This is a genomic window from Streptomyces sp. AK08-02 (genome assembly GCF_033795085.1).
Classification (GTDB): Bacteria; Actinomycetota; Actinomycetes; order Streptomycetales; family Streptomycetaceae; genus Streptomyces; species Streptomyces echiniscabiei.
Window position 1 is genome coordinate 266,157 of sequence record NZ_JARAZV010000006.1, and the last position, 26,424, is coordinate 292,580.

The 26,424-nt window shown below is 68.7% G+C and carries 23 protein-coding genes; 7 read left to right on the plus strand and 16 right to left on the minus strand.

Going from position 1 to position 26,424, the window contains the following annotated elements:
- Positions 1–424 precede the first annotated feature (424 nt).
- Together PV734_RS14630 and def are read left to right on the plus strand one after the other, a co-directional pair.
- Positions 425–1,279 carry a C40 family peptidase gene (locus PV734_RS14630; protein ID WP_319289734.1) on the plus strand — a complete coding sequence of 285 codons (855 nt, stop codon included), beginning with the start codon at positions 425–427 and terminating at the stop codon, positions 1,277–1,279.
- 160 nt (positions 1,280–1,439) lie between these two features.
- The gene (gene def / locus PV734_RS14635; protein WP_319090490.1) at positions 1,440–2,066 is read left to right on the plus strand and encodes a peptide deformylase; all 627 of its coding nucleotides are present in this window, start codon (positions 1,440–1,442) and stop codon (positions 2,064–2,066) included.
- On the opposite strand, the gene PV734_RS14640 is transcribed toward def, so the two are convergent.
- Positions 2,067–3,350 carry a geranylgeranyl reductase family protein gene (locus PV734_RS14640; RefSeq protein WP_319090491.1) on the minus strand — a complete coding sequence of 428 codons (1,284 nt, stop codon included), beginning with the start codon at positions 3,348–3,350 and terminating at the stop codon, positions 2,067–2,069.
- Positions 3,351–3,449: 99 nt separating this feature from the next.
- Here PV734_RS14640 and PV734_RS14645 point away from each other — a divergent pair, with 99 nt between their 5' ends.
- Positions 3,450–3,956 carry a GNAT family N-acetyltransferase gene (locus tag PV734_RS14645; RefSeq protein WP_319090492.1) on the plus strand — a complete coding sequence of 169 codons (507 nt, stop codon included), beginning with the start codon at positions 3,450–3,452 and terminating at the stop codon, positions 3,954–3,956.
- 133 nt (positions 3,957–4,089) lie between these two features.
- A complete protein-coding gene (locus PV734_RS14650; RefSeq protein WP_319289736.1) occupies positions 4,090–4,407 on the plus strand; it encodes a PASTA domain-containing protein in 318 nt (105 codons plus the stop codon).
- 30 nt (positions 4,408–4,437) lie between these two features.
- On the opposite strand, the gene PV734_RS14655 is transcribed toward PV734_RS14650, so the two are convergent.
- The 4 genes from PV734_RS14655 to PV734_RS14670 form a co-directional block, all read right to left on the minus strand.
- On the minus strand, positions 4,438–5,133 hold the full coding sequence (locus PV734_RS14655) for a demethylmenaquinone methyltransferase (RefSeq protein ID WP_319090494.1): 696 nt from the start codon (positions 5,131–5,133) through the stop codon (positions 4,438–4,440).
- Between the two features lie 104 nt (positions 5,134–5,237).
- Positions 5,238–6,542 carry an acyltransferase gene (locus tag PV734_RS14660; RefSeq protein ID WP_319289738.1) on the minus strand — a complete coding sequence of 435 codons (1,305 nt, stop codon included), beginning with the start codon at positions 6,540–6,542 and terminating at the stop codon, positions 5,238–5,240.
- Positions 6,542–8,932, minus strand: a complete 2,391-nt coding sequence (locus PV734_RS14665; RefSeq protein ID WP_319289739.1) for a bifunctional polysaccharide deacetylase/glycosyltransferase family 2 protein — start codon at positions 8,930–8,932, stop codon at positions 6,542–6,544. The genes PV734_RS14660 and PV734_RS14665 overlap by 1 nt, the downstream gene beginning before the upstream one ends.
- 18 nt (positions 8,933–8,950) lie before the next feature.
- The gene (locus tag PV734_RS14670) at positions 8,951–9,454 is read right to left on the minus strand and encodes a hypothetical protein (protein ID WP_319289741.1); all 504 of its coding nucleotides are present in this window, start codon (positions 9,452–9,454) and stop codon (positions 8,951–8,953) included.
- Positions 9,455–9,743: 289 nt separating this feature from the next.
- On the opposite strand from PV734_RS14670, the gene PV734_RS14675 reads away from it, so the two are divergent.
- On the plus strand, positions 9,744–10,805 hold the full coding sequence (locus PV734_RS14675) for a chitinase (RefSeq protein ID WP_319289743.1): 1,062 nt from the start codon (positions 9,744–9,746) through the stop codon (positions 10,803–10,805).
- 79 nt (positions 10,806–10,884) lie between these two features.
- On the opposite strand, the gene PV734_RS14680 is transcribed toward PV734_RS14675, so the two are convergent.
- From PV734_RS14680 to PV734_RS14700, 5 genes are all read right to left on the minus strand, one after another.
- Positions 10,885–11,334 (minus strand): imidazolonepropionase-like domain-containing protein, encoded by a 450-nt coding sequence (locus PV734_RS14680; protein WP_319090499.1) that lies wholly within the window; start codon positions 11,332–11,334, stop codon positions 10,885–10,887.
- Between the two features lie 29 nt (positions 11,335–11,363).
- The gene (gene mqnC, locus PV734_RS14685; RefSeq protein ID WP_319090500.1) at positions 11,364–12,557 is read right to left on the minus strand and encodes a cyclic dehypoxanthinyl futalosine synthase; all 1,194 of its coding nucleotides are present in this window, start codon (positions 12,555–12,557) and stop codon (positions 11,364–11,366) included.
- A gap of 169 nt (positions 12,558–12,726) precedes the next feature.
- Complete coding sequence (locus PV734_RS14690) at positions 12,727–13,569, minus strand: A24 family peptidase (protein ID WP_319289745.1); 843 nt, start codon at positions 13,567–13,569, stop codon at positions 12,727–12,729.
- The gene (locus PV734_RS14695; RefSeq protein WP_319289747.1) at positions 13,566–16,670 is read right to left on the minus strand and encodes a BTAD domain-containing putative transcriptional regulator; all 3,105 of its coding nucleotides are present in this window, start codon (positions 16,668–16,670) and stop codon (positions 13,566–13,568) included. Before PV734_RS14695 ends, PV734_RS14690 begins: the two co-directional genes overlap by 4 nt.
- 261 nt (positions 16,671–16,931) lie before the next feature.
- Positions 16,932–17,120, minus strand: a complete 189-nt coding sequence (locus PV734_RS14700) for a hypothetical protein (RefSeq protein WP_319289920.1) — start codon at positions 17,118–17,120, stop codon at positions 16,932–16,934.
- A gap of 16 nt (positions 17,121–17,136) precedes the next feature.
- Here PV734_RS14700 and PV734_RS14705 point away from each other — a divergent pair, with 16 nt between their 5' ends.
- The gene (locus tag PV734_RS14705; protein WP_319090504.1) at positions 17,137–17,268 is read left to right on the plus strand and encodes a DUF397 domain-containing protein; all 132 of its coding nucleotides are present in this window, start codon (positions 17,137–17,139) and stop codon (positions 17,266–17,268) included.
- Here the strand turns inward: PV734_RS14705 and PV734_RS14710 are convergent.
- Complete coding sequence (locus PV734_RS14710) at positions 17,237–18,268, minus strand: helix-turn-helix transcriptional regulator (protein WP_319289749.1); 1,032 nt, start codon at positions 18,266–18,268, stop codon at positions 17,237–17,239. The genes PV734_RS14705 and PV734_RS14710 overlap by 32 nt on opposite strands.
- A gap of 95 nt (positions 18,269–18,363) precedes the next feature.
- On the opposite strand from PV734_RS14710, the gene PV734_RS14715 reads away from it, so the two are divergent.
- Complete coding sequence (locus PV734_RS14715; RefSeq protein WP_319090506.1) at positions 18,364–18,729, plus strand: VOC family protein; 366 nt, start codon at positions 18,364–18,366, stop codon at positions 18,727–18,729.
- A 100-nt stretch (positions 18,730–18,829) separates the two neighbouring features.
- On the opposite strand, the gene PV734_RS14720 is transcribed toward PV734_RS14715, so the two are convergent.
- The 5 genes from PV734_RS14720 to PV734_RS14740 all read right to left on the minus strand — a co-directional run bounded on the left by PV734_RS14720 (position 18,830) and on the right by PV734_RS14740 (position 26,171).
- Entirely contained in the window at positions 18,830–18,967 is a 138-nt protein-coding gene (locus tag PV734_RS14720; RefSeq protein ID WP_319090507.1) for a hypothetical protein, read from the minus strand.
- Positions 18,968–19,049: 82 nt separating this feature from the next.
- On the minus strand, positions 19,050–19,616 hold the full coding sequence (locus tag PV734_RS14725) for a HEAT repeat domain-containing protein (protein WP_319289751.1): 567 nt from the start codon (positions 19,614–19,616) through the stop codon (positions 19,050–19,052).
- 60 nt (positions 19,617–19,676) lie between these two features.
- Complete coding sequence (locus tag PV734_RS14730) at positions 19,677–24,281, minus strand: RHS repeat-associated core domain-containing protein (protein WP_319289753.1); 4,605 nt, start codon at positions 24,279–24,281, stop codon at positions 19,677–19,679.
- 115 nt (positions 24,282–24,396) lie between these two features.
- The gene (locus PV734_RS14735; protein WP_319289755.1) at positions 24,397–24,957 is read right to left on the minus strand and encodes a hypothetical protein; all 561 of its coding nucleotides are present in this window, start codon (positions 24,955–24,957) and stop codon (positions 24,397–24,399) included.
- 134 nt (positions 24,958–25,091) lie between these two features.
- Complete coding sequence (locus tag PV734_RS14740) at positions 25,092–26,171, minus strand: medium chain dehydrogenase/reductase family protein (RefSeq protein WP_319289757.1); 1,080 nt, start codon at positions 26,169–26,171, stop codon at positions 25,092–25,094.
- Positions 26,172–26,424 lie beyond the last annotated feature (253 nt).

Sequence of the window (26,424 nt, forward strand, 5' to 3'; positions counted from 1 at the left end):
TCAGAGGCGACGTCTCCATATCAAGAGACTTCTTCTGCAGGCAAATTGGCGATGGACGGGAGCGCTTGATAGTGGAGCGCGTTCACACCCGCGAGGAGGAGAAGTGGTGAATGTGGATGCCTGTCCGTGCGTGCACGCGTTCACGAGCGGCCTCGATCGACGATTCCCCCGCGAGACGCACCCCGACCGGTGACCGTTCCGTGACCTGTGCCACATCCGTGAAGGCCTGTGAAGATCGGGGGTTGGCCACGGACCGCAACCGATGGTAAGCAGCGGGCAATTCGGGCGTACCAGCGAAAGTGCATGATCACAGGCATGATCGCCTGTGTCCGCAATGCCCGTTACGGCGTCAATAAAGAGTGACAGTCCGGGAATTTGGGGGCTCGATTGAACAACTGTGGCGCAGCACACGTTTCTTGAAGGTATGGAGGAGTCGCTGGTACCGCTAGTACCCATGTCCCACACCGCTACCGCTCACATACGAAGCCACCGGAAGCCCCGGCGTGCCGGCACCTCGTCGCTGGCGATGCGCGCCGGAGTCGCCGGTGGCGTTCTCAGCACCCTGGCAGTGGCGGGTGCGTCCAGTGCGGCGAACGCCGCCGAACCTGTGACGCAGACACTCGAACTGCCCACCATCACGGCCGACCTGGCCACCCAGATCGCCGAGTCCGCGGACGCCACGCAGCAGGCCGCCGCGAACTACGAGCTCCAGGCGGAGCGCGACGCCGCGGCCTCCAAGGCCGCCCAGGAGGCCCGTAAGGACCTCGCGGAGGCGAAGCAGAAGGCGGAGGCCAAGGAGAAGGCCGAGGCCGCTCGCAAGGCCGCTGCGGAGGCCGCTGTCTCCCGCTCCGCCGAGCGCTCCACACTGGCCGCCTCGGGCTCGAGCTCCAGCTCCCAGACGTCGCAGGTGGCCGCCCCCGCGAGTGGCAGCGTCGCGACCGTCATCGCCTTCCTCAACGCGCAGCTGGGCGACGCCTACGTCATGGGCGCCACGGGACCCAACGCGTGGGACTGCTCCTCCCTGGTCCAGGCCGCGTTCAAGCAGGTCGGCGTGGATCTCCCCCGGGTCTCGCAGGACCAGTCGATGCAGGGCACCGAGGTCTCCCTGTCGAACATCCAGGTCGGCGACATCCTGTACTGGGGTGCGAAGGGTTCCGCCTACCACGTGGCGGTGTACGTGGGGAACGGCCAGTACCTGGACGCGGCCAACCCGTCCAAGGGCGTCGTCGTCCAGGACCTGTCGGGATACCCGGCGTCGGGTGCGGTGCGCGTTCTCTGAGCGGACCGTCGAGGTCAAGGATTCACGGGTGAGGGTCGCTGCCGTTGTCGGGCAGCGACCCTTCGCTCTTCACCGCTCTCCGTCCCCGCGGGGGATGGCTGTGTGAGGCTGAGGCCTCGGTACTTCCTCGGTACCGCACACAGCAGAAGGAGAGACAGCGATGCCTCGTGTCTTCGTACAGGGCAGGCCCGTCGACTCGTACCCTCGGCTCACGCCCGAGGCACAGCGCGGTGCCGTGCGACGGATCACCGAAGTGGGCGAAGAAGTCCTGCACAAGCCGTGCCGGGACGTGACCGAGTTCGGGCCCGAACTCGCCGCGCTCATCGACGACATGTTCCTGACGATGTATGCGGCCGACGGAGCCGGGCTCGCGGCGAACCAGGTCGGCGTCGGTCTGCGGCTGTTCGTCTACGACTGTCCTGACGACGACGGTGTCCGACATGTCGGGCACATCGTCAACCCGGTGCTGGAGCCGCTCGGCGCCGGTGACCGACGCCTCCTCGACGAGGGCGAGGGGTGCCTCTCCGTGCCGGGGGCCGTGATGGACGTACCGCGTCCTGATCGTGCCGTCGTGCGCGGGCTCGATCAGGACGGGAACCCTCTGGTGATCGAGGGGACGGGATACCTCGCCCGGTGTCTGGAGCACGAGACCGACCACGTGAACGGGCGCGTGTATCTGGACCGGCTCTCCAGGCGGGAGCGGAAGGACGCGCTGCGGCAGGTGGCGGACCGTCGCGAGGAAGTGTTCGCGCGACGGGCCGCCAAACAGGAGGCCCTCAGCTCCTGATCACGCCTTCGGGGCCACCTTGCTCAGACCGTTGATGATCCGGTCCATCGCGTCGCCGCCCGTCGGGTCGGTCAGGTTGGCCAGCATCTTCAGGGTGAACTTCATCAACAGGGGGTGGGTCAGACCGCGTTCGGCCGCGATCTTCATGACCTTCGGGTTGCCGATGAGCTTCACGAAGGCGCGGCCCAGCGTGTAGTAACCGCCGTAGGTGTCCTTGAGCACGCGCGGGTAGCGCTGGAGGGCGATCTCCCGCTGGGCCGGTGTGGCCCGCGCGTGGGCCTGGACGATGACGTCGGCGGCGAGTTGGCCGGATTCCATGGCGTAGGCGATGCCCTCGCCGTTGAAGGGGTTCACCAGGCCGCCGGCGTCACCGACGAGCAGCAGGCCCTTCGTGTAGTGGGGCTGCCGGTTGAAGGCCATGGGCAGGGCGGCACCGCGGATCGGGCCGGTCATGTTGTCGGGGGTGTAGCCCCAGTCCTCCGGCATCGACGCGCACCAGGCCTTCAGCACCTCACGCCAGTCCAGCTCCTTGAAGGAGTCCGAGGTGTTGAGGACGCCGAGGCCGACGTTGGACGTGCCGTCGCCCATGCCGAAGATCCAGCCGTAGCCCGGGAGCAGGCGGTCCTGGGCCCCTCGCCGGTCCCAGAGTTCCAGCCAGGACTCCAGATAGTCGTCCTCGTGGCGCGGCGAGGTGAAGTACGTACGGACCGCGACGCCCATCGGGCGGTCCTCGCGGCGGTGCAGCCCCATCGCCAGGGACAGGCGGGTGGAGTTGCCGTCGGCCGCGACCACCAGCGGCGCGTGGAAGGTGACCTCGCGCTTGTCCTCGCCGAGTTTCGCGTGCACGCCGGTGATGCGGCCGGTGCGGTCGTCGGTGATCGGGGCGCCGACGTTGCAGCGTTCGTACAGGCGCGCGCCCGCCTTCTGGGCCTGGCGGGCGAGCTGTTCGTCGAAGTCGTCGCGCTTGCGGACGAGGCCGTAGTCCGGGAAGGAGGCGAGTTCCGGCCAGTCGAGCTGGAGGCGGACACCGCCGCCGATGATGCGGAGGCCCTTGTTCCGCAGCCAGCCGGCCTCCTCGGAGATGTCGATGCCCATCGCGACGAGCTGCTTGGTCGCCCGCGGCGTGAGGCCGTCGCCGCACACCTTCTCGCGCGGGAAGCTGGTCTTCTCCAGCAGCAGTACGTCGAGTCCGGCCTTCGCCAGGTAGTAGGCGGTGGTGGAACCGGCTGGCCCGGCCCCGACGACGATCACATCGGCGGTGTTTTCGGAGAGGGGCTCGGTCACGACGGGTTCTCCCCAAGACTCTCAAATCTGCGTGCCGACAGGCACTGGACATGGGCAGTCTATTCAGCAGTACTGATCACCCGGCTGAAGGGCTGCCCCGTGAACCGAGCGCTCCCCGTAGTACGCCTCCGTGTTCCCACCGATGAGGACGCCTTCGCGTGGCACCGGGTCTTCGACGACCCCGATGTCATGGAGTTCCACGGGGGCAGGTCGGCGGAACTCTCCGTCTACGAGGAACTCACCGCCCGTCAGCGTCGGCACGACGCCGAGTACGGGTTCTGCTTCTGGACCATGCTCGACGAGTCGGACCAGGTCATCGGCTTCACGGGCGCCCAGCCGTGGCCGCAGGACTGGGGCCCCAAGGGCGAGATCGAGATCGGCTGGCGGCTCGGACGGGCCTATTGGGGGCAGGGGTACGCGACCGCCGCGGCCGGGTTGACGCTGGACAGGGTGCGTTCGGCGGGCGTGCCCAGCGTGGTCGCGATGGTCCTCTCCCGCAACGAACGGTCCATCGCGGTCACCCGACGGCTCGGCATGCGGCTCACGGACGTCTTCACGACGCCGACGCTGGAGCAGGAGGGGCACTGCTACCGGCTTGATCTGTGATCGCCGTCGATTACAGAACGTAGCGATTCGGCGCCGGAAATCACTCAACGCTTCCGGACGGTACGCGGCCGGGGTTACCCTGCCCGTACCGCTGGGGGTGACGTCTGTGCGCACAACACCCAACACACCCGACGTGCGTGTGCCGAAGCTTGTCGGCCTGATGGCCATGGACGCGCGCGAGAGGGCCAGGGCTCACGGGGTGCTTCTCGCCGCGCCCGACCGGCCCGAATTCCACCTCACCCTCGTCGACTACGTCGTACGGCAGTATCCGCCGCCCGGTGCCGCGATACCGCGCGGTGCCTTCGTCACCGTGTGGTTCGACTTCGGGGGCGGGGAGGGCGGCGGTGGCGCGGGGGTGCGTGAGCCGCGGGTGCCGAAGCCGCCCCGAGGCGGGCTGGAGCGTGAACTCGACCGTCCCGGAGACGCGTTCGAGTTCGAGGCGATCAGGTGACCGGGAGGACGAGCACAGCGGTGGCGACGGCTACGGCTGCTTGAAGCCGCGGTGCAGGGCCACGACGCCGCCTGTGAGGTTGCGCCAGGCTGTCTTCGACCAGCCGGCGTCGCGCAGCAGTTCGGCCAGGGCCGGCTGGTCGGGCCAGGCGCGGATGGACTCGGCGAGATAGACGTACGCGTCGGGGTTCGAGGAGACCGCGCGGGCGACCGGGGGCAGGGCGCGCATCAGGTACTCCGTGTACACCGTGCGGAAGGGGGCCCAGGTCGGGTGCGAGAACTCGCAGATCACGACCCGTCCGCCGGGCCGCGTGACCCGGTACAGCTCCCGCAGCGCAGCGCCGGTGTCCTGGACGTTGCGCAGCCCGAAGGAGATCGTCACCGCGTCGAAGGTGTCGTCCTTGAAGGGCAGCCGGGTGGCGTCGCCCGCCGTGAAGGGCAGCCAGGGGTTGTTCCGCTTGCCGACCCTGAGCATGCCGAGGGAGAAGTCGCACGGGACGACGTAGGCGCCCGTGCGGGCGAACGGAAGGGAGGACGTGGCCGTACCGGCGGCCAGGTCGAGGATCTTCTGCGCCGGGCGGGCGTCGACCGCCTTCGCGACCTCCTTGCGCCACACGCGGTCCTGGCCGAGCGAGAGCACGTCGTTCGTGAGGTCGTACCGTTCCGCCACGTCGTCGAACATCGAGGCGACTTCGTGCGGCTGCTTGTTCAGGGATGCGCGGGTCACGTGCCCATTGTGGCAGTACGTACGTCATGGCCTCCCGGCGGCACGGGTGCGGGCCGGGCGTACCTGAGGCGCCCGGACCCTCTCCGCACCACTCGGTCGGCCGCCTACGGCAGCAGTGTCGGTTTCTTCTTGGCGGCGACGTCCTCCACCCAGCCGCACAGCAGGATGAACACGGCGATCAGGATCCAGCCGACGCCGAACATGAACCACTGGCTCTCCAGCGGCAGGTACTTCTCGAAGGCGGGGACGTTCCAGAACTGGTCGATCAGCGGGACGGCCAGGATCAGGGCGATCTCGTGCCAGAGATAGAGCGTGACGGCGCGCGCGTTGAAGATCGTCACGAGGCGGTCGAGCCGCTTGTGGCGGGTGAGCCACGCGAAGTCGATCTCGAAGTGCGCCTTCGCGTACATCAGCAACGTCACGAAGCCAGCCGACCAGAACGCCTGCGCGAGCGGGATGTCGTCGAGGTCGTAGGAGCCTGTCTCGGCCTGGTGGGTGAAGGCGTACCAGCCGCCGAACCCGATGGCGGCCAGGGAGAGCGGGACCACCAGCGCCGGTTCGAGCCGTCGCAGGACGCCTTCGCGGTGCGCGAAGCCGAGCACCCAGCAGAAGAGGAAGGTGGCCAGGTCGGTGAGGCCGTTGCCGAAGCGGTTGTCCGGGGGCTCCCACAGGTAGTGGAGCACCACGATCGGGGCCAGGGAGAGGAGCAGCACGGCCACCGGGGCCAGGCGGAATGTCCGCAACAGCAGCGGGGACAGCAGGACGAACCAGAGGTATGTACGCAGGTACCAGAGGATCTCCCAGGCCTGCTGGCCCCAGGCGTTGCCCGGCGGGTCACCGAGCGGCACGACCCAGAAGACGATCTGCCAGCCCGGCATCCAGTCATGGACCATCATCGCGACGATCACGAAGAAGCCCCAGAACCAGAAGGGGGGCAGGAGCCGGCGGACCCGGCTCCTGATCACCTTGAGGGCGGGGCGTTCCAGGGACTTCGCCATCAGTGTGCCGGCGAGGGCGAACATGATCCCCATCGACGGGAACACCATGCCGGCCCAGGCCCAGCCGAAGGTGTGGTAGGTGACGACCCGGACGAGAGCGACGGCGCGCAGCGTGTCGAAGTAACGGTCGCGGCCCGCCGGTTGCTTCGTCTCCGGCGGATTCGGGAGCTCGGTCTCCCTGGTGGGGTTCGCGTCGCCGATGGCGGCGGCAGGCTCTTCCACGTACGCCGGCTCGCTCTCGGGCATGTATTCCGGGACATGGTGAGGCGCGTACTCCGGCACGTACTCAGGCACGTACTCCGTTTGCCCGTAGGGGACTTGGCCGTACCCGTCCCCGTGCGCATACCCGTCCCCGTACGCATACCCGTACCCATAACCCTCGTTATTGGCGTAGCCGTGGTTCTGGCTCATCAGCTTGCCCCCGCCGGGGTGCCGACCTCGCCCGTGCGCTTCAGTTTCTGCCAGCGCAGGCGCCCGCCGGTGAGGGCGGTGATGCAGGAGTGGATGAGGACGAGGTACATCATCTGCCGGTACGCCAGTTGCTGCAGCGGCATCATCAGCAGGTACCGGTACTGCTCCCGGTCCAGACGGAACGCGTAGGCCGCGCAGACGAGTTGGATGCCCAGGACCGCCAGCCAGGCCAGGATCGCCGCCTGGAAGTCGACAAAGATCATCGAGTAGACCGTGAAGACGTCGATCAGCGGGGCGAAGACCGGCGTGATGATCTGGAAGATGACCACCAAAGGCATACCGACGCGGCCGAAGCGGCCCGACGGGCCCTTGTCCGTAAGGGACTTGCGGTGCTTCCAGAGGGCCTGCATCGTGCCGTACGACCAGCGGTAGCGCTGGCTCCACAGCTGCTTGAGCGAACCGGGCGCCTCCGTCCAGGCCTTGGCGTGCTCCTGGTAGACGACGCGCCAGCCCGCGCGGTGCATCGCGATGGTGATGTCGGTGTCCTCGGCGAGTGTGTCCTCACTCATGCCGCCGACCTCCAGGACCGCGTCACGGCGGAACGCGCCGATCGCGCCGGGGATGGTGGGCATGCAGCGCAGCAGGTCGTACATACGGCGGTCGAGGTTGAAGCCCATCACGTACTCGATGTGCTGCCAGGCGCCGATGATCGTGTTGCGGTTGCCGACCTTGGCGTTGCCCGCGACCGCGCCCACCTCGGGGTCGGCGAAGGGCTGCACGAGCTGGTGCACGGCGTCCGGCTCGAAGACCGTGTCGCCGTCCATCATGATGACGATGTCGTAACTGGCGTTGCGGACACCGTTGTTGAGCGCGGCCGGCTTGCCCGCGTTCTCCTGGCGGATGACCCGGACGTTCGTCATGCCGAAGGAGAGGGCCGCGTCGCGGGCGATCTGGGACGTGTTGTCGTCCGAGCCGTCGTCGACGACGATGATCTCGATCGGGTGGGTGCTCTTCGCCAGCGACTCAAGGGTGTTGGCGATGCACTCCTTCTCGTTGTACGCGGGCACGATCACGGTGACCGGACGGGTGACCGTCGGCCCCCAGCTGAACTTTCCGCCCCGGCCGCGTTTCCGGTTGCGTTGCCGGTAGTGGCGGCGGGCGAGGATCAGCATCATCCCGAACCGGCCCATGACGGCGAAGCCGACGACCGCGAGTCCGGTCGCCAGTCCCGGTACGGCCCATTCGGCGACGGCCACGGCCGCGATGAGGGCCTTGCCCTCGTAGAGGGTCGCGCCGGTGGCGGTGCGGTGGGCGGCCTGGAGACTCGACGTCCCGCTGCCTCCTCCTGGGACGTTGCCCAACTGCCCATTGCCCAACTGTCCGTTGCCGGCCTGCCCGTTGCTCTGCCCGCCGGTAGGCGCTCCACCGGGCTGCTGCTGGCCCTCGGCGGTGCCCGAGCCCGAGCCCGCGGTGGCACCCGTACCCGTGGCGGTCTGCCGCGCGCTCGACGCCTGTTGCTGGATCGCGCCGCTGATGGTGGTGAAGGTGTAGCCGGCGGCCTTCATCTTCTTGATGTACGCCGGCAATGCCTTGATCGTCTGCGAGCGCTCGCCGCCGGCGTCGTGGAAGAGCACCGAGGCGCCCTTGCCGTCCTCCGGCGTGGCCCACTTGATGATCTTCGAGACTCCGGGCCGCTTCCAGTCGTCGCTGTCGGTGTCGACGAAGACGCTGGTGTAGCCCTCCTCGCCGAGCTTCTTGTAGACGGGCCAGCTGTAGTTGTCGATGGCGTCCGCCTCCGACGAGTACGGCGCCCGGAACAGCGTCGTCGTGATGCCGGCCGCGCCCGCCAGCGCGAGCTGGGTCTGCTGCATCTCACGGTTGACGCGGGCGTCGCTCTGGTAGGAGAGGTCGACGTGCGTGAAGGTGTGGATGCCGATCTCATTGCCCTGGTCGACCATCGTCTGGACGATGCTCGGGTAGCGCGACACCATCGACCCGACGACGAAGAACGTGCCGGGGACGTCGTACTCCTCAAGGATCTTCAGGACCTGGGGCGTCCAGGTGGGGTTGGGGCCGTCGTCGAAGGTGAGCGCGATGGTCTTCTCCGGCACGGACTGGGTCACCGCCTGGCCGTTGCGGAAGCTGAGGATCGGTCCGCCGTCGATGACCTTGTCGGGGACGTCGTTGGAGCTGGCCCCGGTACGTACGCGCTGGTCGCCGCCGACCTCCGCGCGCAGATAGCCGTCGAGCAGCATCACGCTGGTCAGCGCGAGCAGGAGCAGCAGGGCGAGGATGACTCGCGGTTTCTGCAGCGCCGCGGCCTTGCCGGCGGCCCGCTGCACCTTCGAGGGGGCGCGCCTGCGGCCGCGCGAGGTGGTCGTCGTAGTCATGTGGTGGCTGCGTTCCGGTCAGTTGGCGTCCGCGGAGGCGGACGCGGTGGCGGTCGCGCCGGCGGTGGCGGCCGGTGTCGGTGTCGAAGCGGGCGGCTCGCCCGTGGCGATGCCGGCCGGCGGAGTGCCGGAGGGCTTGGTGGGCGGGGTGGCGCCGCCTGTGGGCGCGCCCGAAGGGGCCGCACCGAAGCCGCCCTGCGGCTGCTGGTTGCTACCCGGGCGCTGACTGCCGCCGGGGCCACCGCCCCCGAAGGGCAGCAGTGAGGACGGAGTGAGCGACGTGCCCCAGCCCATGAAGGCCATGCCGAGCACGACGGCATACCCAAGACAGACGACACCGACGAAGGTGCCGAACCGGCGGAGCAGTTTCGCCCGGCGGCCGGAGTTGTCCACGAAGACGGGACCGTCCGCGGTCACGTCGGACGCGTTGGACCCGTCGGCCCCCTTGCCGCTCTTACGGCGACGGCCGCGGCCGCGGCTACGGCCGTCGGCACGGTTTTCGATGGCAGGCTCGGAGTGCATTCCCCGGACGTTAGGAGGGCTTCATGTGACTGAAACTCTGGTTCTCATGTGAGACGCCCATGAGAAACTCCTTAACCTGTGCATCTTCTGAGAGATTCCCTGGAAGCCTGCGCGACCCGCCCCTGATGGAAAGGGGCCGATTGTCCCGCTTGCTTGCCCCGTTCGCACCCTTCACAACACGCTGTCCGTGAAATCTCTGTGCGTTCGCTGTCCTCATGAAGGACAGGCTCGTGTGAGACCTTTCCACTCCGAATCCAGGACAGACATCACGAGAGCGGGTGCATACGCGATGAGGCGTTTTCTGAGGTCGGCCGCCGGATTCACATGTCTGGTGGCACTGACCTGCGCGGGGTGCTCATCGGGCTCGGACAGCAACACGGACAGCACTGCGGGCAGCGGCTCCGACGCCGCCTCCGCGCCCCCTTCCCAACAGGCCCGGGCGAGCGCCTCGCCCTCGGAGAGCTCGGCCTCGACCACCGAGTTCGCCCCGTACGTCAGCGCCACCGACGCGTCCGACAACGACACAGCGGGCTCGCCGACGACGTACAACCTGGCGTTCGTGATCTCGGACGGCACGACCTGCACACCGAAGTGGAACGGTACGACGGCCATCGGCGACTCGGCCGTCAGGTCCCGTACAGCGAAGCTCGCGGCGGCGGGTGGCTCGGTCCGCGTGTCCTTCGGCGGCGCCTCCGGCAAGGAGCTCGCCGAGGTCTGCGACAGCGCGTCCGCGCTGGCCAAGGCCTACGGAGCCGCACTCGACGCCGCGAATTCGACCCAGGCCGACTTCGACGTCGAGGGAGACACGCTCACCGACTCCGCCTCCGTCGAACTGCGCTCGAAGGCGATCGCCCTGCTGCAGAAGGAACGCACCGACCTGAGCGTCACCTTCACCCTGCCCGTCATGCCGAGCGGCCTCGACGACGACAGCGTGGCCCTGCTCGACTCGGCCAACAACAACTCCGTGCAGGTGTCCACCGTCAACATCATGACGATGAACTACAGCAGCGAGTACGCCGGCGACATGGGGCAGTACGCGCTCGCGTCGGCCGCGGCGACGCACGATCAGCTGGCAGACATCTTCGGGCTCTCGGAGGCGGGGGCGTGGCAGGGGATGGCGTTGACGTCGATGATCGGTGTGAATGACGTCGACAACGAGACGTTCTCTCTGGCGGACGCGGCGGAAGTGCGGGCATTCGCGGAGGAGAAGGGGGTCGCGTGGGTTTCGATGTGGGCGACTTTTCGGGATCAGGAGTGCGAGAAGGGGAATGCATCTTCTGACGACGCGGCGACCAATTGCAGTGGGGTTTCTCAGGATGCGGGGGCTTTTGGGGTGGCTTTTTCGGGGTGAGAAAGGTGGCTGGTTGCTTTTCGGGTGCGGGGCGGTGGGGGCTTGTCGCGCAGTTCCTCGCGCCCCTGAAGGCAACTGGTCACCGGCGTCTGTGGATCAGGCGTCCCGCACAGATCGTTGCCAGGCACTCGCCGGAGGCGTCGAAAACGGCCAGATCCGCTCGGCCGGTGTGGACGATCGCGGTGCGGCGGGACTTGGGCAACACGACCACGTCGTTCCGCTGAGCGGCAGCGCGGAGTTCGGGAGTGTCCGCGTGCTCCTCCAGTACCGCGACCGCGCCCGACTTGAGCACCTCATGGATGCGTTCACGGGGTGTCGGCGCGTCCGGAAGCGGGCCCTCATGGACGTGAGCAGGACCCAGAACGCCGGGCCAACGCCGCACACGAGCACCCGGAAAGCGCTCCTGGACTTCCTCCAGCGGCCCTACGGCAAGGACCCGGTCGCCCTGCACGGCCACCGCGCCGTCCTTGACGGGGTCAGGGTCGTCCCACGTGTACCGCACCTCGTCGGCGGCGTGAATCGTCAGCACAGGAAGGTCCGTTGGTCAGTGGCCGGTGCTCAGTTGCTGGCGAGGAGCTTCAGTTCGGGGTGGGCCGTGCCGCCCTCGATCGCGGTGGACGAGATGTGGGACATGACGCGCTCGTCGACCGGGTCGTTCGCCGGGTCGTCGTGGACGACGATGTGCTCGTACGTCGTGGCCCGCTGGGCGGGGACGCGGCCCGCCTTGCGGATCAGGTCGATGATCTCCATACGGTTGGAGCGGTGCTTGGCACCGGCGCTGGAGACGACGTTCTCCTCCAGCATGATCGATCCGAGGTCGTCCGCGCCGTAGTGCAGGGACAACTGGCCGGCTTCCTTGCCCGTGGTGAGCCACGAGCCCTGGATGTGGGCGATGTTGTCCATGAAGAGACGCGCGATGGCGATCATGCGCAGGTACTCGAAGATCGTGGCCTGCGTACGGCCCTTGAGGTGGTTGTTCTCGGCCTGGTAGGTGTACGGGATGAAGGCGCGGAAGCCGCCCGTCCGGTCCTGTACGTCACGGATCATCCGCAGGTGCTCGATGCGCTCGGCGTTGGTCTCGCCGGTGCCCATGAGCATGGTGGACGTCGACTCGACGCCCAGCCCGTGCGCGGTCTCCATGATCTCCAGCCAGCGTTCGCCGGACTCCTTGAGGGGCGCGATGGCCTTACGGGGGCGCGCGGGGAGCAGCTCCGCGCCGGCGCCGGCGAAGGAGTCGAGACCGGCGTCGTGGATCCGGGTGATCGCCTCCTCGACCGAGACCTTCGAGATCCGGGCCATGTGCTCGACCTCGCTCGCCCCCAGGCTGTGGATGACGAGCTGCGGGAACTCGGCCTTGATCGCGGCGAAGTGCTTCTCGTAGTACTCGACGCCGTAGTCCGGGTGGTGGCCGCCCTGGAACATGATCTGCGTGCCGCCGAGTTCGACGGTCTCCGCGCACCGGCGCAGAATGTCGTCGAGATCGCGGGTCCAGCCCTTGGCCTTGTCCTTGGGGGCGGCGTAGAACGCGCAGAACTTGCACGCCGTGACACACACGTTCGTGTAGTTGATGTTGCGCTCGATGATGTACGTCGCGATGTGCTCCGTACCCGCGTACCGGCGGCGGCGTACGGTGTCGGCGGCCGAGCCGAGCGCGTGCAGCGGGGCGTCCCGGTACAGGTGGAGTGCCTCTTCGGGGGTGATCCGCTCGCCTGCGGCGGCACGGTCGAGGACGGCTGTGACATCAAACGACATGGGGGCGGCGTTCTCGGTCACCGGGCGTCCCTTCGGCAGGCGTGAGGCGGACCGTTCCAGCCTACGTCAGCGCCCCACCCCGCCTCACGCCAGGCCACGCAGACCGCGTAGGCCCGCCCGGTCAGCGCCTCAGGTCAGGGCGCGGACGCCCGCCGGTAGTGGGCTCGCGTCAGGCCGCGTACGCCCCGATCAGCACCCCGACGAAGGCGCCCGCGATCAGGAACGGGCCGAACGGGATGGACGTCTTGCGCCCGGCGCGCCGCGCGACGACCAGGGCGAGACCATACAGGCCACCGAACAGGAACCCGGCGAAGGTGCCGAGCACGACACTCCCCCAGCCGTACCAGCCCAGGATCGCCCCCAGCCCGAGGGCGAGCTTCACATCGCCGAAGCCCATCCCGCCCGGGCTGATGAGGAAGAGCACGAAGTACGCGCCCCCGAGCGCCAGGGCGCCCAGCAGGGAGACGAGCCAGTCGCCGGCGTGCTCGGGCAGCAGCGCGGCCCCGCCCAGCAGGACGAGGGCGGCGGCGGCCAGCGGCAGGGTCAGCGGGTCGGGCAGCCGCTGCACCCGGAAGTCGACGACCGCGAGCAGCACCCCGACGGGCGCGAGCAGCAGCCAGGCACCGAGCTCGGGCCGGGTACCGGTCGCGGCGGCGAGCGCGGCACACACGAGCGCGGTGGCGAGGGCGAGGAGGGGGGTGCTGGGTCCGTACGACGCGTTCGTGACCCCGTCGCTCCCCCCGCTTCCGCCGTACGAGAGACCGGCCGCGCCCGTCACGAGGCGCCGGGCGTCCTTCCGCTCCCTGCCGCTGCCCGTACCGGCGCAGGTCGCGCAGCGCGCCAGGCCCAACCGGCCGCCCAGCCGGCCGCCCAGGGGGTGGCCCTGGGGGCAGCTGTCACGCCAGGGTTCCTCGGGCGGGACGGAGAACCGGTAGGCGGCGCGGGGTACGAGTGTCCCGGCCGCCGCACCCCACAACGCGGCGGCCACGACGAGCAGTTGGTCGATGGTCATCCTGCGGCCGCGCTGCCGTCACGCCACGTCGGCAGCAGCTCGTCGAGGAGCGCCTCGGTACGGGGCGGCAGGCCGCGCGCACCACTGCGGCGGATCAGGTCGGCGGCGACCTGCTGGAGCTTGGCGGTGTCGCCGGTGGCGTGCGTGGCGCGCAGGAGTTCGTGCCACAGCCGCTCGTCACCGGGGGCGGAGTTGAGGGCGGCGGTGAGCGCCTCGATGGCCCGCTCGGCCCGGTCCTTCACCAGGTGGAACTCGGCGAGCGCGAGCCCGATGTCCGCGACCAGCAGCGGAAGTTGGGCGTCGATGATCTCGTGCGTGAGCCAGCCGTAACGGCCCTCGGCGCGGTCGGCGAGCAGCGGCCCGCGCACCAGCACGAGCGCGTCGGTGAGGAGCCGGCCGCGTACGACCCGGCTGTCGACACCCTTGCCCTGCGTGGCCTCGTGATACAGGGAGCGCAGCACATCGAGGTCGGACACGACCGACTTGGCGAGCGTGAGGCGCCCGTTGGCGTCGGTGGCGAGACGGGGGGTGCCGTCGGGGTCGTTGCCGAGCCAGACGCGCAGCCGGTCGAGAAGCGCCTCGCGTACGTCGTCGGTGACACCGCGCGGCCAGAGCGCCGAGGCGAGCACACGCGGGTGGACACCCTCGCGGTGCAGCAACAGCAGGGCGAGCGCCTCGTGTTGGAGTGGGCTGCGCTCTCCGTCCGGGGTGTCGAGCCCGATGATCTCGTACGGGCCCACGAGCCGGGCGTACACCGCCGGGCGCCCCTGCTCGCTGATGTCGACGAGGAAGGGGGGCGTCGTCGCCGGTGCGTCCGGGGCGTGTTCGGGGTCGGCGTCGACGAACAGTTCGACGATCGCCCGCTGTTGGGCGACGGGCAGTACCTGGGCGTCGAGTTCGAGCCCGAGGAGGGGCGCGAGGAGCTTGCCCTCGCTGGTGATCTCCAGCTCCCAGGCGGCGCCCGGCAGATCGCCGCTGTCGGTTCCGACGAGGTATCCGATGCCCAACCGGCTTGCGTCGGCGGCGAGTTCGGCGAGCTTGACGGCGTCGTCGGCGGACGGCTCGGCGGCGAGGAGGACGAGGTGCGGGGCCCAACGGGTGTGCTGGGCGGGCCCGGTACGGCCGGTGAGGACCGAGTCGTGGCCTGCGGCACCGAGCGCGCCGCGCCGCTGCCGGGTCTCGGCCTCCATCGTCTCGACGAGTGCCTCGATGCCGTCGAGGTGGCGCAGCCGGTTGGGGGCGAGGGGTGTGAGGTCCTGGCCGAATCCGACGAGGGTGATGGTCATGCGGTCCGACCATCCGTTGGTGGCCAACTCGGCGGCGACGGAGGCGAATACGGCGGCCCGGTCGGACTCGCTGCCGCTGAGGGAGACGATGCCGGGCACCGACTCCAGGTTGAGCAGCAGACGCGAGTCGTCCATGGTCCCGAGGCTGACGAGGCCCGGGTAGGGGGCGGCGGTGTCGACATCCTCGTAGCGCTCGGCGTCGGTCCTGGCCAGCAGCCAGAAGGTCTGGTCCTGCCCGACCTGCCACGGGGCGGGCGGCTTCCCGGCCGGCTGGGCGAGCTGCAGATGCAGGTCACCGTTGCTGAGCCAGGCGGCGTAGACGGTGGGGAGCGGGCGGGACTCTCCGGCGAGGGAGGCGGCGAGGCCCCGCAGTGAACGGTCCAGCAGGCGTACGCCTTCGGGGTCGGCGCCGATGAGGAGCGCGTCCTGGGCGTCGGCGGCGGCACCGGTCGGCGTGGGCGGCTCCATACCGCGCCGTCCGCCGACCGCGCCGAGGGCCGACTGCCACAGGGCCTGCCGGCGCCGGCGACCGAGGGCGCCGAGGAGACCGGCGGCGAGCAGGGGGGCGCCGACCAGGGCTTCGGGGAGGCCGAAGGAGAAGCCCGAGTCGGATTCGGCGGAGGTGGCGGTCTCCGCCGCCGCGTGCTGCCCGTGCCGCTCCTGCTGCTCCTGCTGTACGGCGGGCGTGGCCTCGGAGGCGCCGGTTGTGGGGCGCTGCTGGGGGAGGCCGATGCGGGTGGTGTTGGTGTCGAGGGAGGCGGTGCCGCGCTGCTGACCGCCGCCGGCCTGTTGCGCGTGGTCGCCGGTCTGGGCGTACTGGTTGATCTGCTGGGCGACCTGCGGGGTGACGGTGGAACCGGCGTCGGGAGCGCTGGTGCCGGCGTCGGAACCCGCGGTGGGCATCTCGACGAGGTCGCCGCCGCGGGCGTCGCCGGGCATCTGCATGATCCAGCCGGGGCGGATCAGACTGGCCTCGGAGAGCCGCGAACCGTCCGGCTGCACACGGTCCTTGTTGAGCTGGTAGATCTCGCCGTACCTGCGCCCGTCGCCGAGGTGGCGTTGCGCTATCTCCCAGAGGGAGTCGTGGTGACGGCCCTCGGGCGGCTGGATCCGGTAGTACTTGGTGTCCTCGGCCTTGACCGACGGCCCCCCGACCTCCGCGTGACTCGAGGCGGTGGCGGCCTGATGGCCGAGCGCTGCGGCGGTACTGGCCGCCTGTTCCTGCTGCTGCGCGAACATCCCGCTGAGCGAACCGCCGGGTGTGGCCTGCGCGGAGGCGACGGTGCCCTGCTGGTTCCCCTCCATGCTGTGCCCGAGCTGCGAGAGCCCCGGCGTGAAGGAGGCGGCCGTCGCACCCACCAGCAGCAGCGCGGCGACGAGCTGCCGGGCCAGCAGCTGACTCGGCCCGGCCCCGGGCACCCGCCCCGGCATCCCGACCCCGGACAGCGCGGCCTTCACCTCGACGAGCACGCAGGCGGTGAACTGGGCCCAGGCGATCCACACGATGACGCCGAGAACACCGAGGAAGGTCTTGACCGTGATCTCTTCCTGGAGCCAGTCCAGGGAGGGCGACCCGTCCGGGAAGGGCCAGCCGACGACCACGGCGAGCGCGTAGGGCACCCCGACGAGCAGCCCGACGAGGGCGACGAACGCGAAGAACGCCTTGACGAAGTCCCCGAAGCTGCGCCGCCGCCTCGGCAGGGGCTGCGGAGTGCGGTTCCTGGGCTCCGGCGACCCGTCCGTCCTGCTACTACTGCTGCTGCTACTGCCGCCCGAGGGGCTTCCCGTCCGGCTTGAATTGCTGCGTCGCGGCATGGCGGGTGTCCTGGGTTCGTGTCGTGTGGGGTGGAAGCGGGACATGGGGGGTGTGCTGAGCTTATCGGGATCCTCTTTCGGGCGTAGGGGGCTGGGCAGCGGGCGGGGTTCCCCGACGCGGGAAGCCCACCCATTACCGACCGCTAAGTCCGAGTTGGACCAACTGAAGAGCACCGATATCGCCCAGCACCCAGACCTGCCACCGTCGCCGCCACGACACAGTCCTCACGGTCCCCACACAATCCGGGCGACCCTCCGGGATCAGACGGCGCCGTCGACGAACAGATCCTCCGCACTCGTCGCGCCGACCGCCCGCCGGGCCCAGATGTCGAGCTGCCCAAGGTCCGAGCATTCCTCGAAGTAGTTGACTCGCTCGGTCGGCTCGATCTCGGTCAGATCGGCGTTCAGTACCGCGAAGTCACGAGGCTCGGGGATCGGGATGTGCAGCACACGCTGAAGGGTGCGCGTGAAACCCGCGGGGTCCTTCGCGGTACGCGACTCCGAAGACCCCGCCCACGGCTCCCTCACCTTCCCGGCCCGGGCCTTCGCCGCGTTCGTCGAGGTGCTCAAGACGGACACAGCGCGTCCGACCGCCTGACCTCCCGCTCGCTCGCCTCTGGTGGGTTTCCTGACGTTGGTGACGGCGCATAGTGGTGGGCGAGACCGGCGGCGAGGTCGCGAAGGTGGGCCCTGACTTCGGTGGGGCCGTGCACCGTGATGGTGTTCCCGAACGGCAGTAGCGTTCGCACGTCCTCCAGATGCAGGAAGCGGATCGTCATCCTGCGACCGGTGGCGGATTCATCGTCGTCGTCCCGGACGAGTCGTAGGCCGAAGATCCGTTGCGCTCGCTCGATCTGGGTCCGGTCGATGGTGACACTGACCTCTATCACGTGGTTGTGCTCCCACTGATCAATGAGCGCTGCGGCGACGGTGACCAGGGTCTGGCTCTCGCGGATCCGTCGTGGCTGGTCGACTTCGTTCCACGTCGTGATCCGTTCGAGTCGGTACATCCGTGGTTCTCGGGCACAGTCGGCGACGAGGTACCAGATGCCGGCCTTGGCGAACAGCCCGTAGGGATCCACGACCAGGTCGCGTGAGCCGGACTCGCGTGTGCTGTCGTACTCGATCCGGAGTCGGCGACCTCGCCGCACCGGGCCGATCAGCGAAGCCGGAGTCGTGCCGGAAGTTCGTGCCCGGAGCCAGGGACGACTGTCCGCGTGCACCACGTCGGCGAGCGGCAGGAGCTCATCAACTCGACGTGGTTGTGCAGCGGCGATCTTGGAGAGCGCACGCCGGCTTTCGACCGATGCGTCGATCTCCGCACGTTGCTTCTCGTCCAGCCCGGTGAGCGACAGATGATCACGCTCGCCCGGTGTGAGTCGCGTGAGGTCGAGTCCGGATCCGGACCCGGGCAGCATGGTCACGCCTCCGAGGCGGCCCCGGTGTGCGGTCACCGGCAGACCGGCGTCGCGGAGCCAGTTCAGATCTCGGGTGATGGTTCGAAGCGACACCCCGAGCGCTGAGGCGAGTTCCTGTGTGGTCACGGCTTCCCTCGAATTGAGGAGCAGCATCAGGGTGAAGAAGCGGTCTGGGGTCACCCATCAATTTTCTCAGCGAATTGCGACACGATGTGGCGCATATCCCGGCCAGGCTGGTGGATGAGTACCTACCACCTGCGAGAAGGAACTTCCCCATGACCACATCCGTCGTGTCCATCGTCTACGTGAAGGACGCCCCCGCCGCAGCTCGTTTCTACGGCGGCCTCCTTGGTATGAGCCCCTCGTTCGAGACTCCGGGATACATCACCTTCGACCTCGGGCCGGGCGCTGACCTCGGTCTGTGGTCCGGCCAGTCCGAGGATCTGTCGCCGGACGCCCCGCGCACCGGCGAGGTGTGCCTGGTCGTCGACGGTGGAGCCGACGAGGTCAACGCGACCTTCGACCAGTGGAAGTCCAACGGGGTCAGGATCCTGCGCGAGCCTCATGACGCGGGATTCGGGCTGACCTTCGTCGCCGCCGATCCTGACGGGAACCGTATCCGCGTCGCACCGCAGGACTGAAAGGCCGCAATGCGGCAGGCGCGCACGACACGTGTCGCGCCTGCCGTGCAGGGCCGCGCGCCCACGAACGGTGGTGGCGGTGGCCGCCACTCCTCTTCCGTCAGCGACGTCTACGCAGGGCCTTCCAGGCGTCACCGACCGCGTACGTGCACTCCAGCCGCCAGGTCTCCAGCTTGTCCAGCATCCTTGACGCGATCTTCCGCCACTTGAACCACGGCGGCGGATCGCGGAACGGCACGAATGTCAGGGTGTCCAGGATCGCGTACTCGGCGAAGCTGCCCGAACCCTCGGTGCGCGGGCGCGGCGTACAAGCTGGCGGCCTACATCCCGCCGAGCATCTCGTCCTCGTCGAACCCGAGCTCGTCCTCGATGCCCAGTTCCTCTGCCGCATGCCACCTCAGGGGGGCGGGCCATACGCTCGGCTCACTCGTGGCGATGCCCTTCAGGAACCGGTTCGCCTCAGGGGTGCCGATCTCCCCGAGCGACTGGATTCCCTTGACGCACAGCGCATACAGAGGCCCGTCGGAGTCTCTCCGCCTCTGTACGAGGGAGCTGATCGCCTCCACCGCCTCGGGGGCCCGCAGCTCGCCGAGCATGTCGACCAGATCCTCCACGTTCACGCCCGGCATGTCCGAGGTGAGCGCAGACACCAGGATCGGGGCCAGCCCGTCCGGATGCAGGTGGACCGCCACTCCCGCGAGCCGTTCGAACCTCCGCCAGTCTCCGTCGGCGGAAAGGTTCCGTAGCCAGTCGAGAACGCGGGTGCGCGACTCGGGCACCGCCACCGCCACTTCAACGGCTCTCTCCCGGCCAACGTACCCACGGCCGACGAGGATGCTGTCCGCACGCTCCATCAGCACGTCGTCGGCCACCGCGTCATCTGACATTCGTCCTGTCCCCTTGTTCCCATGCTCTGCTCCGACGTTGTTGTTCCGACGCTCGTCGGGTCACAGCAGTTCGTGCGTCATTCTAAGAATTCTCGAATTGAACACGTCGGCCGATCCTTCGCGCAGGCCGAAGTTCAACCCGCCACGCTCCAGCTTCACATGCACAAACTCGGTGCTCTCTCCGATCTCGTCCAGGTGAAGGCCGAACGATTCGCGGATGGCGGCGATGTTGTCGCCCGAGCCGCGACCAGCTGCGATGAGCGCGTCTCTGGTACCGGGCTCCATCTCGTAGCGCACGAGATGCGTGTACTTCTGCGCGTTCCTTCCCCCTCGGCGGGCGAATCGCTCCGCGATCCCGGTGACGTAGTCGGGTTCCTGTGTCACGAAGTTCTCACCTCGGGGAGTGATCTCGCCGTTGGGACCGAGCCGTGAGAACTCCTTCTCGGACATGACCCGGTAGAAAGGCTCGTAGGGCGCCAGCCCGAGGGGATCCGTGCCCGCCCAGGGATTGGCCACATAGGCCGTGGGGTGTGGCGCCGCGCTCAGTCCGAGGGGGTCGGGCGAGACGTAGCGACCGCTGTCGGGGTCGTAGTAGCGGTGCCGGTTGTAGTGCAGCCCGGTTTCGGGATCGTGGTACTGACCGGGAAAGCGGAGAGGGGTGTACGCGGTGCTCCGCTTCGGCCAGGACGTGTTGCCCCACAACGTCGAACGGGACCGCCAGGCGACATCGCCCTGTTCGTCCACCAGTTCCGTCGGGGTGCCGACGAGGTCGGTGATGATGGCGAAGAACCGGGAATCGATCTCCTCCTGGGTCGCCGCGTCCGCCCGGCGTTCGGTCTGGGCGACAGGATGGAGGCCGTCATGGTCCCAGGTGACGGTGATCCGGTGCGGAAGCCCGGCGCCGATGGTCGTCTGTTCGACGAGGGTGTCGCCGTCCCAGGTGAAGCGTGTCTCCTCCACGACGGACGTGCCGTCGGCCGCCATCCGCTGCTTGGCGGACCGGCGTCCGAAAACGTCGTACCGATAGCGCCAGACAGTCCCGTCGGGCGTGACGACGGCAGTCAGCCGGTCCTCGGCGTCCCATGTGTAGCGCCATGCTTCGGGTTTGCGCGACAGGCGGGTCCTACGACGTTCCACCATGCGTCCCGCTGCGTCGTACTCGTAGCGCACGCCTCCGGCCCGGGTCACACGAGTACCTGTGTAGGTTCGCGGGCCCCTGGCCTCCGCACCGGGGTGGCTGTCCGGCCAGGCGGCGGCTGTCTGATTGCCGGCCGCGTCATAGGCGTAGGTCTCGGACCAGTTCTCGGCGTTGACCGCGGTGACCCGGCCCATCGGGTCCAGATCGATGCGACGCGGTCCGTTCAGCAGGTCGTCGACGGCAACGACATGACCGTCGGGCCGATGGGTGAACCGACGACTCTGCACCGTTCCCCGCGGCGTGTCCGCCGTCTGTTCGATTAGAGAACCGGACGCGTCCCACTGGCTGTGCACGGTGAGTGACGCGTCCACCTCACGGCTGCTCTCCCGCCCGGCGATGTCGTACCCGAAGCGCACCGTGTGGTCGTCGGTGGTCAGCGCGCTACGGCGCCCATGGGTGCCGTAGGCGTACTCCGACACCGCGCCGGTCGGAGTGACGCGGCGGGTCCGACGGCCAAGGTCGTCGTAGGCGAAGAGCAACCGACGGTCGTCCACGCGCTCCGCCACGATCCGTCCCAGACGGTCCCGCTCCAGGCCTACCGTGGAGTCCGGTCCCGCGGCGGTCAACAGGCGGCCCATGGCGTCGTGCTCATAGCGAGTGAGGGCGCCGTCGGCGTCCTTCGCCACCACCTGTCCGAGCAGGTCGCGCTCGTAGGCGATCCTCTGGCCCAGAGCGTTCACCCTGGCCGCGACCTGACCGACCGCGTCGTGTTCGTAGCGCAGGACACGGCCGTCGAAGTCGGACTCGGACACGATGCGCCCGGCCGGGTCGTAGGAATACGTCCACGTCAGCCCTGAAGGGTTCGTGACCTTGGTCAGCCGCAGAGAGGCGTCGTGCTCATAGGCGAAGCGTGCCCCGTCCGGGCCCGTCCGGGCCGCGAGCATGTCGAAGTGCGTGTATTCGTACGAGCTGACCCCACCACACGCGTCCGTGTGCCGGACGCAGTTGCCCTCACCGTCGTACTCCCAGGATTCCTCGGCCCCGTCCGGACCGAGCCATCGTGCGACCTTTCCCTCCACCGTCCACCACAGGTGCGCCTCACTCCCCGTCGAGTCTCCGACCGCGCGGACCCGGCCGAAGGCGTCGTACCGACGCCATTCGTGCGTGCCGTGGGGATCCGTCAGCGTCTTGGTCAGTCCCGCGCCGTTGGCCTCGATCCGGGTCTCGTTGCCCAGGGGGTCGGTGACGGAGGTGAGCCGCCCGAAGTCATCGTGGGTGTACCGCACGGTGTTACCGCTGGGCCCGGCGACCGCGGTGCAGTTGCCCCGCTCGTCGTACTCCCTGCGCCACACGCTTCCGTCGGCGTGGACGACCTCGGTCGGTCTGTTGTGGCTGTCGTCGTAGGTGAAGCGCGCGGTCGCCGCGTCCGGGTAGGTGATGGTGAGCGGCTGTCCCAGTTCGTTGCGGGTGTAGCTGATCGAGCGGCCGAGGGCATCGGTGACGGACTGTTCGTGGTGGCGTGCGTCATAGACCGTCCGGGTGACGTTCCCGAGGGGGTCGATCTCGGCGATGACCTGGCAGTTGTCGTTGACCACGAAGCGGGTTACGGCGCCTTCGGCCGTGGTGAGCGTGGTGATCCTGGCACCGGGCCAGGCCTGGTCGGTGCCGTCGTAGTCGAGGGTGATGCTGATATGGCCGGCCTCGCCGCCCTCGGCGACGCAGCGGTCCCGGTCGTCGTAGACGTAGGCGTAGCGGCTGCGGTTGGTGTCGGTCCACGAAGTGACGCGCAGTCGTGAGTCGTAGGTGAACTCGAACGGTAGACCTGACGAGTTGATCGTCTCGCTCAGGTTGCCCGCGGTGTAGCCGTAGCGCTTGACGACGAGGTCCGTGCCGTCCTCGGCGGCACCGGCCAGACTCAGGACCGTGACACGTCCCTCGCTGGTCGCCAGTTTGAGGTGGTAGCCGCCTGAGTGCCGGATGGCGAGAGGGGTGCCGTCGTCGTCGTAGTCGAAGGTGATCGTGTTCTGGTTTCGGTCGACGATGCGGGACAGCAGGGCGACGCCGTCGCTGGGGCGGCCGAAATGGCGAGCGTGGCCGGTCAGAGGGTCGTCGATACGGTAGCCGCCGCCGTCGAGACCGGTCAGCGGCCAGTCGGGGCCGTTCGTGGGCCGTACGGGACGTTCCGAGACCTCAGGATGCGGATATTCGAGGAGCATGCCGTCCTCGGTGACGAACACGATCCCGTCGCCGTCGGTCTCGAGGCGCTGGTCGATCGTAGAAGCCCAGGTGGGACCGAACCACCAGCCGCAACGGTAGTCCGAAGCGACACGGCGGCTGAAGGACAACGGCATCACACCGGGCAGAGTCACGTCGGTCAGCGGCAGGAACATCGCGCCGGTGGCCATGTCCACCGGGTCGCTGCCCTTCACCCGGATCACGCTCTTCATCCGGTTGTACGCTCCCTTGGCCCCGTCCGCGATCAGACCACGAGCGGATTTCAGACCCCGCAGACCGGCGGCCATGCCCTTCAAGCCGCCTTTGAGACCCTTCAGGGCGACCATCCCGCCTTTGAGGCCCTTGGCGAGTCCGCCGAGCGTCGTCAGCCCCTTCATCCCGGGGATGCAGTCGAGCGCGGCGAACCCCACATCCCACAGGGACGCCTGTCCCTTGGAATACTTGTAGAGCGTGTCCGCGAGCACGACCAGAGCAGCGATCAGCACGATCGCGCCGAGGATCGGCCCCCCGATGATCATCGCGACAACGCCGACCACCGTGACCACGATCTTGCAGACGGCGACGATGGTGTCCCAGTTGTCGACGAACCAGTCCCCGACGTCCTCCCACCAACTCCGGTTCTGGATACCGGCGTCCGACGCCTCGTCGATCCTCCGCTTCGCCTCGCCCGCCGCGTCCTCACGCATCCTGCGCGCGTCCTCGGCCATCTTCTTCGCCGCGTCCAGAGCCGACTGCGCACCGTTCACATCCGACTGGGCGCTGCTCCGGGCCGACTCGGCATGCTGGGCGTCCCGGGTCGCGGCCCGGACCTTCGCCTCGTCCGGCTTCTCCGCCGACTTGCTGCCCGTCGGATCATCCTTGTACTTGTCCGACTCCTTCGCCGCCCGCGTCACCCACGAATCGGCCGACGACAGACGGGACTTGGCCGACGACAGATCCGCCTGCGCCTCCCGCCCCTTCGCCAACGCCCTGTCGGCCAGAGCCTGCGCCCGCTCCAACTTCGGCCAGTAGGCCACCAGCGCGTCACCGCAAAGGTCGTACGACTTCTTCAGCTTCTTCAGGTTCTTCGGCACATCCGAGAACTCGTCCTGGAACACCTCAGCGGTCCTGCCCGCCCACTCCAGCGTCTCGTTCTCCGACGCCATCCCCTTGACCAGACGCAGAGCATCCGCGACATCGTCCGCGAAGTCATGCAGCGTACGGGCCAGTTGACGCACCCGGTCCGGATCACCCGGCGTCGGGTCCTTGTCCAGATCCAGCACATGCCAGTCCGCCGGCCGATACCCCGCCATCCCACGACCCCCGTCACGTGCGCGTCACCGACAACCGTATGCACACGCGAACCTACAAGGAACAGCCATTCGACGCGAAGACGACTGGAAGTCGTTCAGCGGTACTTCACACATTTCACGTTCGTCTCGGCTTGCGAGGCCTGCCCCAGTTGCCCTGCGGTCGGTTTCGTTCCCCGGCCAGGAGCGCCGCGTCGAACTCGGCTTTGCCCGTCACTACTCGTGGTCGCGGTTCGAGCACGGCCTCGGTCGATCGCCACGGGACGGCTGAGGCCCACCCGACCACGGGCATGGTCTCGTCGTAGTGGGGGGCGAACCGCGCGGTGACGAGGGCCGGCATCCGGTGGTCGAGGCCTCGCGCATGCTCGACGAACGCCTCGGGGAGCAGGACGTGGTGCGTTTCCACGTAGTGCGGGAAGTCCTTGCGCCAGAGCCAGGTGCCGTCGGTGACCGGCGACGAGCAGCCCGCCGAGTGACGGTGCGCGCTCCCGGTGAGGACGTCGTGCCCCGCTTCCATGACGTCGATGAGGACGTGACCGGCGTCCAGATAGGCCACGATGTCGGCCTCGTCCGGCTCGCCGAAGGGCTGGACTGCGTCGTGGATCGATCCGTTCGGCCCACCGGGACGGGTACGGGTGTCGGGTTCGAACTCGTCGTAGAAGCCCAGCAGTCCCAGCATTCCAGCACCGAATCTCCCTGGTCGTCGAACCTCCTTCGACGACCTACGTCCCCACTCTGCCGCGCTTCCCCGCCCCGACGTACTTCCCGCTCCCCCGCGGAAGCCGCACGCCACAGCGTAGGCGCTGCCCCACCTCAGGGAACGAGGATGATCTTGCCGACGGCCGGGCGGCTGGAGGACTCCGCCAGCCGCATGGCCTCGGCTGCCTCGGACAGCGGGAAGCGGGCGGCGATCTTCGCCGTGAGTACGCCGGCGCCGAGCAGGCCGAAGACATGGGTGAGGTCGGTGCGCATCCGGGCCCGGAACGCCTCGCGCTTGGCCGAGTCCGGCTTGCCGGCGCCCGCCCAGACGTCGTAGAAGCTCGCGTGTCTGCCGGTGGGCAGGTAGTTCCAGAGCGCCAGCCTGGCCAGCAGTGGCAGGAAGTCGAGCAGTACGGGCCTGGTGTCGTCGAGGGCTGCGGCGATGCTGTACGAGACCAGCGTGCCGGTGCGGTTGAGCAGCCGGTAGGAGAGGCTGACGCTCGCGCCGCCGAGGTGGTCGAACACTGCGTCCACGCCGTCGGGGGCCAACTCCCGGACACGGGCGGCCAGGTCGGGATCCCGGTAGTCGATCGGCTCCACGCCCAGGTCACGCAGCGCCTCGTGGTGGCGCGGACCGGCCGTGCCGATCACGCGGGCGCCGGCGTGCCGGGCGAGCTGCACCAGGACCGAGCCGACACCGCCGGCGGCGCCCGTGATGAGCACGGTCTGCCCTGCCCGTACCTTCGCACTGCGGTGCAGCATCTGGTAGGCGGTGAGGCCGTTGACGATCAGTGTCTCCGCGTCGTCGGGGTGGATTCCGTCGGGTACCTCCACCAGGTCGGCGGCGGACAACAGGGCGGCCGTGGTCCAGCCGCCGGTCTTGGTCAGCGCGGCGACCCGGCGGCCCAGCAGGGCGGGGTCCACCCCGGGGCCGACGGCCTCGACGACACCGACGAGGTCGTAACCGGGCACGAACGGGAACGCGGGCTGGCCGTAGTAGCGGCCCCGCCGCATCGCGCTCTCGGCGAAGGACACGGCCGTCGACTCGACATGCACCAGGGCCTGGCCTCCGGCGGGGGCCGGCAACTCGCGCTGGACCAGCCGCAGACCGGACGGTGCGACCTTGCCCGGCAGGACCACCTCGGTGACGGTCAGGTGGGCGGCCGGGCCGGCGGCTGCGTTCTTCTCGGACATGGTCGGCTCCTCGTAGGTTCTGCGACTGTTCGTCACTCAGTTAATGACCGTAACTTTGCACCTGTGCGTCAGACATCGTCAAGCCGTAACCTGCGACTGGGAGCGCGCGCCACCTCAATCGAACAGGAAAAAGCCCGACGCGAGCAGAACCATGGACGGACATGAAATGCAGGTCAGAGCGATTCGTGGGCCAATTGTTACGGGGCGTCGCACCTCGGCGGCTCCGTAAAAACCCTTACGATCCGTTACGATG

Bases quoted from the DNA above. Each gene is read 5' to 3' on its own strand.
- PV734_RS14735 (WP_319289755.1), bottom strand. From the start codon at position 24,957: ATGCTGGGACTGCTGGGCTTCTACGACGAGTTCGAACCCGACACCCGT.
- PV734_RS14695 (WP_319289747.1), bottom strand. From the start codon at position 16,670: ATGCCGCGACGCAGCAATTCAAGCCGGACGGGAAGCCCCTCGGGCGGC.
- PV734_RS14675 (WP_319289743.1), top strand. From the start codon at position 9,744: ATGAGGCGTTTTCTGAGGTCGGCCGCCGGATTCACATGTCTGGTGGCA.
- PV734_RS14715 (WP_319090506.1), top strand. From the start codon at position 18,364: ATGACCACATCCGTCGTGTCCATCGTCTACGTGAAGGACGCCCCCGCC.
- PV734_RS14670 (WP_319289741.1), bottom strand. From the start codon at position 9,454: ATGCACTCCGAGCCTGCCATCGAAAACCGTGCCGACGGCCGTAGCCGC.
- PV734_RS14690 (WP_319289745.1), bottom strand. From the start codon at position 13,569: ATGACCATCGACCAACTGCTCGTCGTGGCCGCCGCGTTGTGGGGTGCG.
- PV734_RS14740 (WP_319289757.1), bottom strand. From the start codon at position 26,171: ATGTCCGAGAAGAACGCAGCCGCCGGCCCGGCCGCCCACCTGACCGTC.
- mqnC (WP_319090500.1), bottom strand. From the start codon at position 12,557: ATGTCGTTTGATGTCACAGCCGTCCTCGACCGTGCCGCCGCAGGCGAG.
- PV734_RS14630 (WP_319289734.1), top strand. From the start codon at position 425: ATGGAGGAGTCGCTGGTACCGCTAGTACCCATGTCCCACACCGCTACC.
- PV734_RS14665 (WP_319289739.1), bottom strand. From the start codon at position 8,932: ATGACTACGACGACCACCTCGCGCGGCCGCAGGCGCGCCCCCTCGAAG.
- def (WP_319090490.1), top strand. From the start codon at position 1,440: ATGCCTCGTGTCTTCGTACAGGGCAGGCCCGTCGACTCGTACCCTCGG.
- PV734_RS14730 (WP_319289753.1), bottom strand. From the start codon at position 24,281: ATGGCGGGGTATCGGCCGGCGGACTGGCATGTGCTGGATCTGGACAAG.
- PV734_RS14660 (WP_319289738.1), bottom strand. From the start codon at position 6,542: ATGAGCCAGAACCACGGCTACGCCAATAACGAGGGTTATGGGTACGGG.
- PV734_RS14725 (WP_319289751.1), bottom strand. From the start codon at position 19,616: ATGTCAGATGACGCGGTGGCCGACGACGTGCTGATGGAGCGTGCGGAC.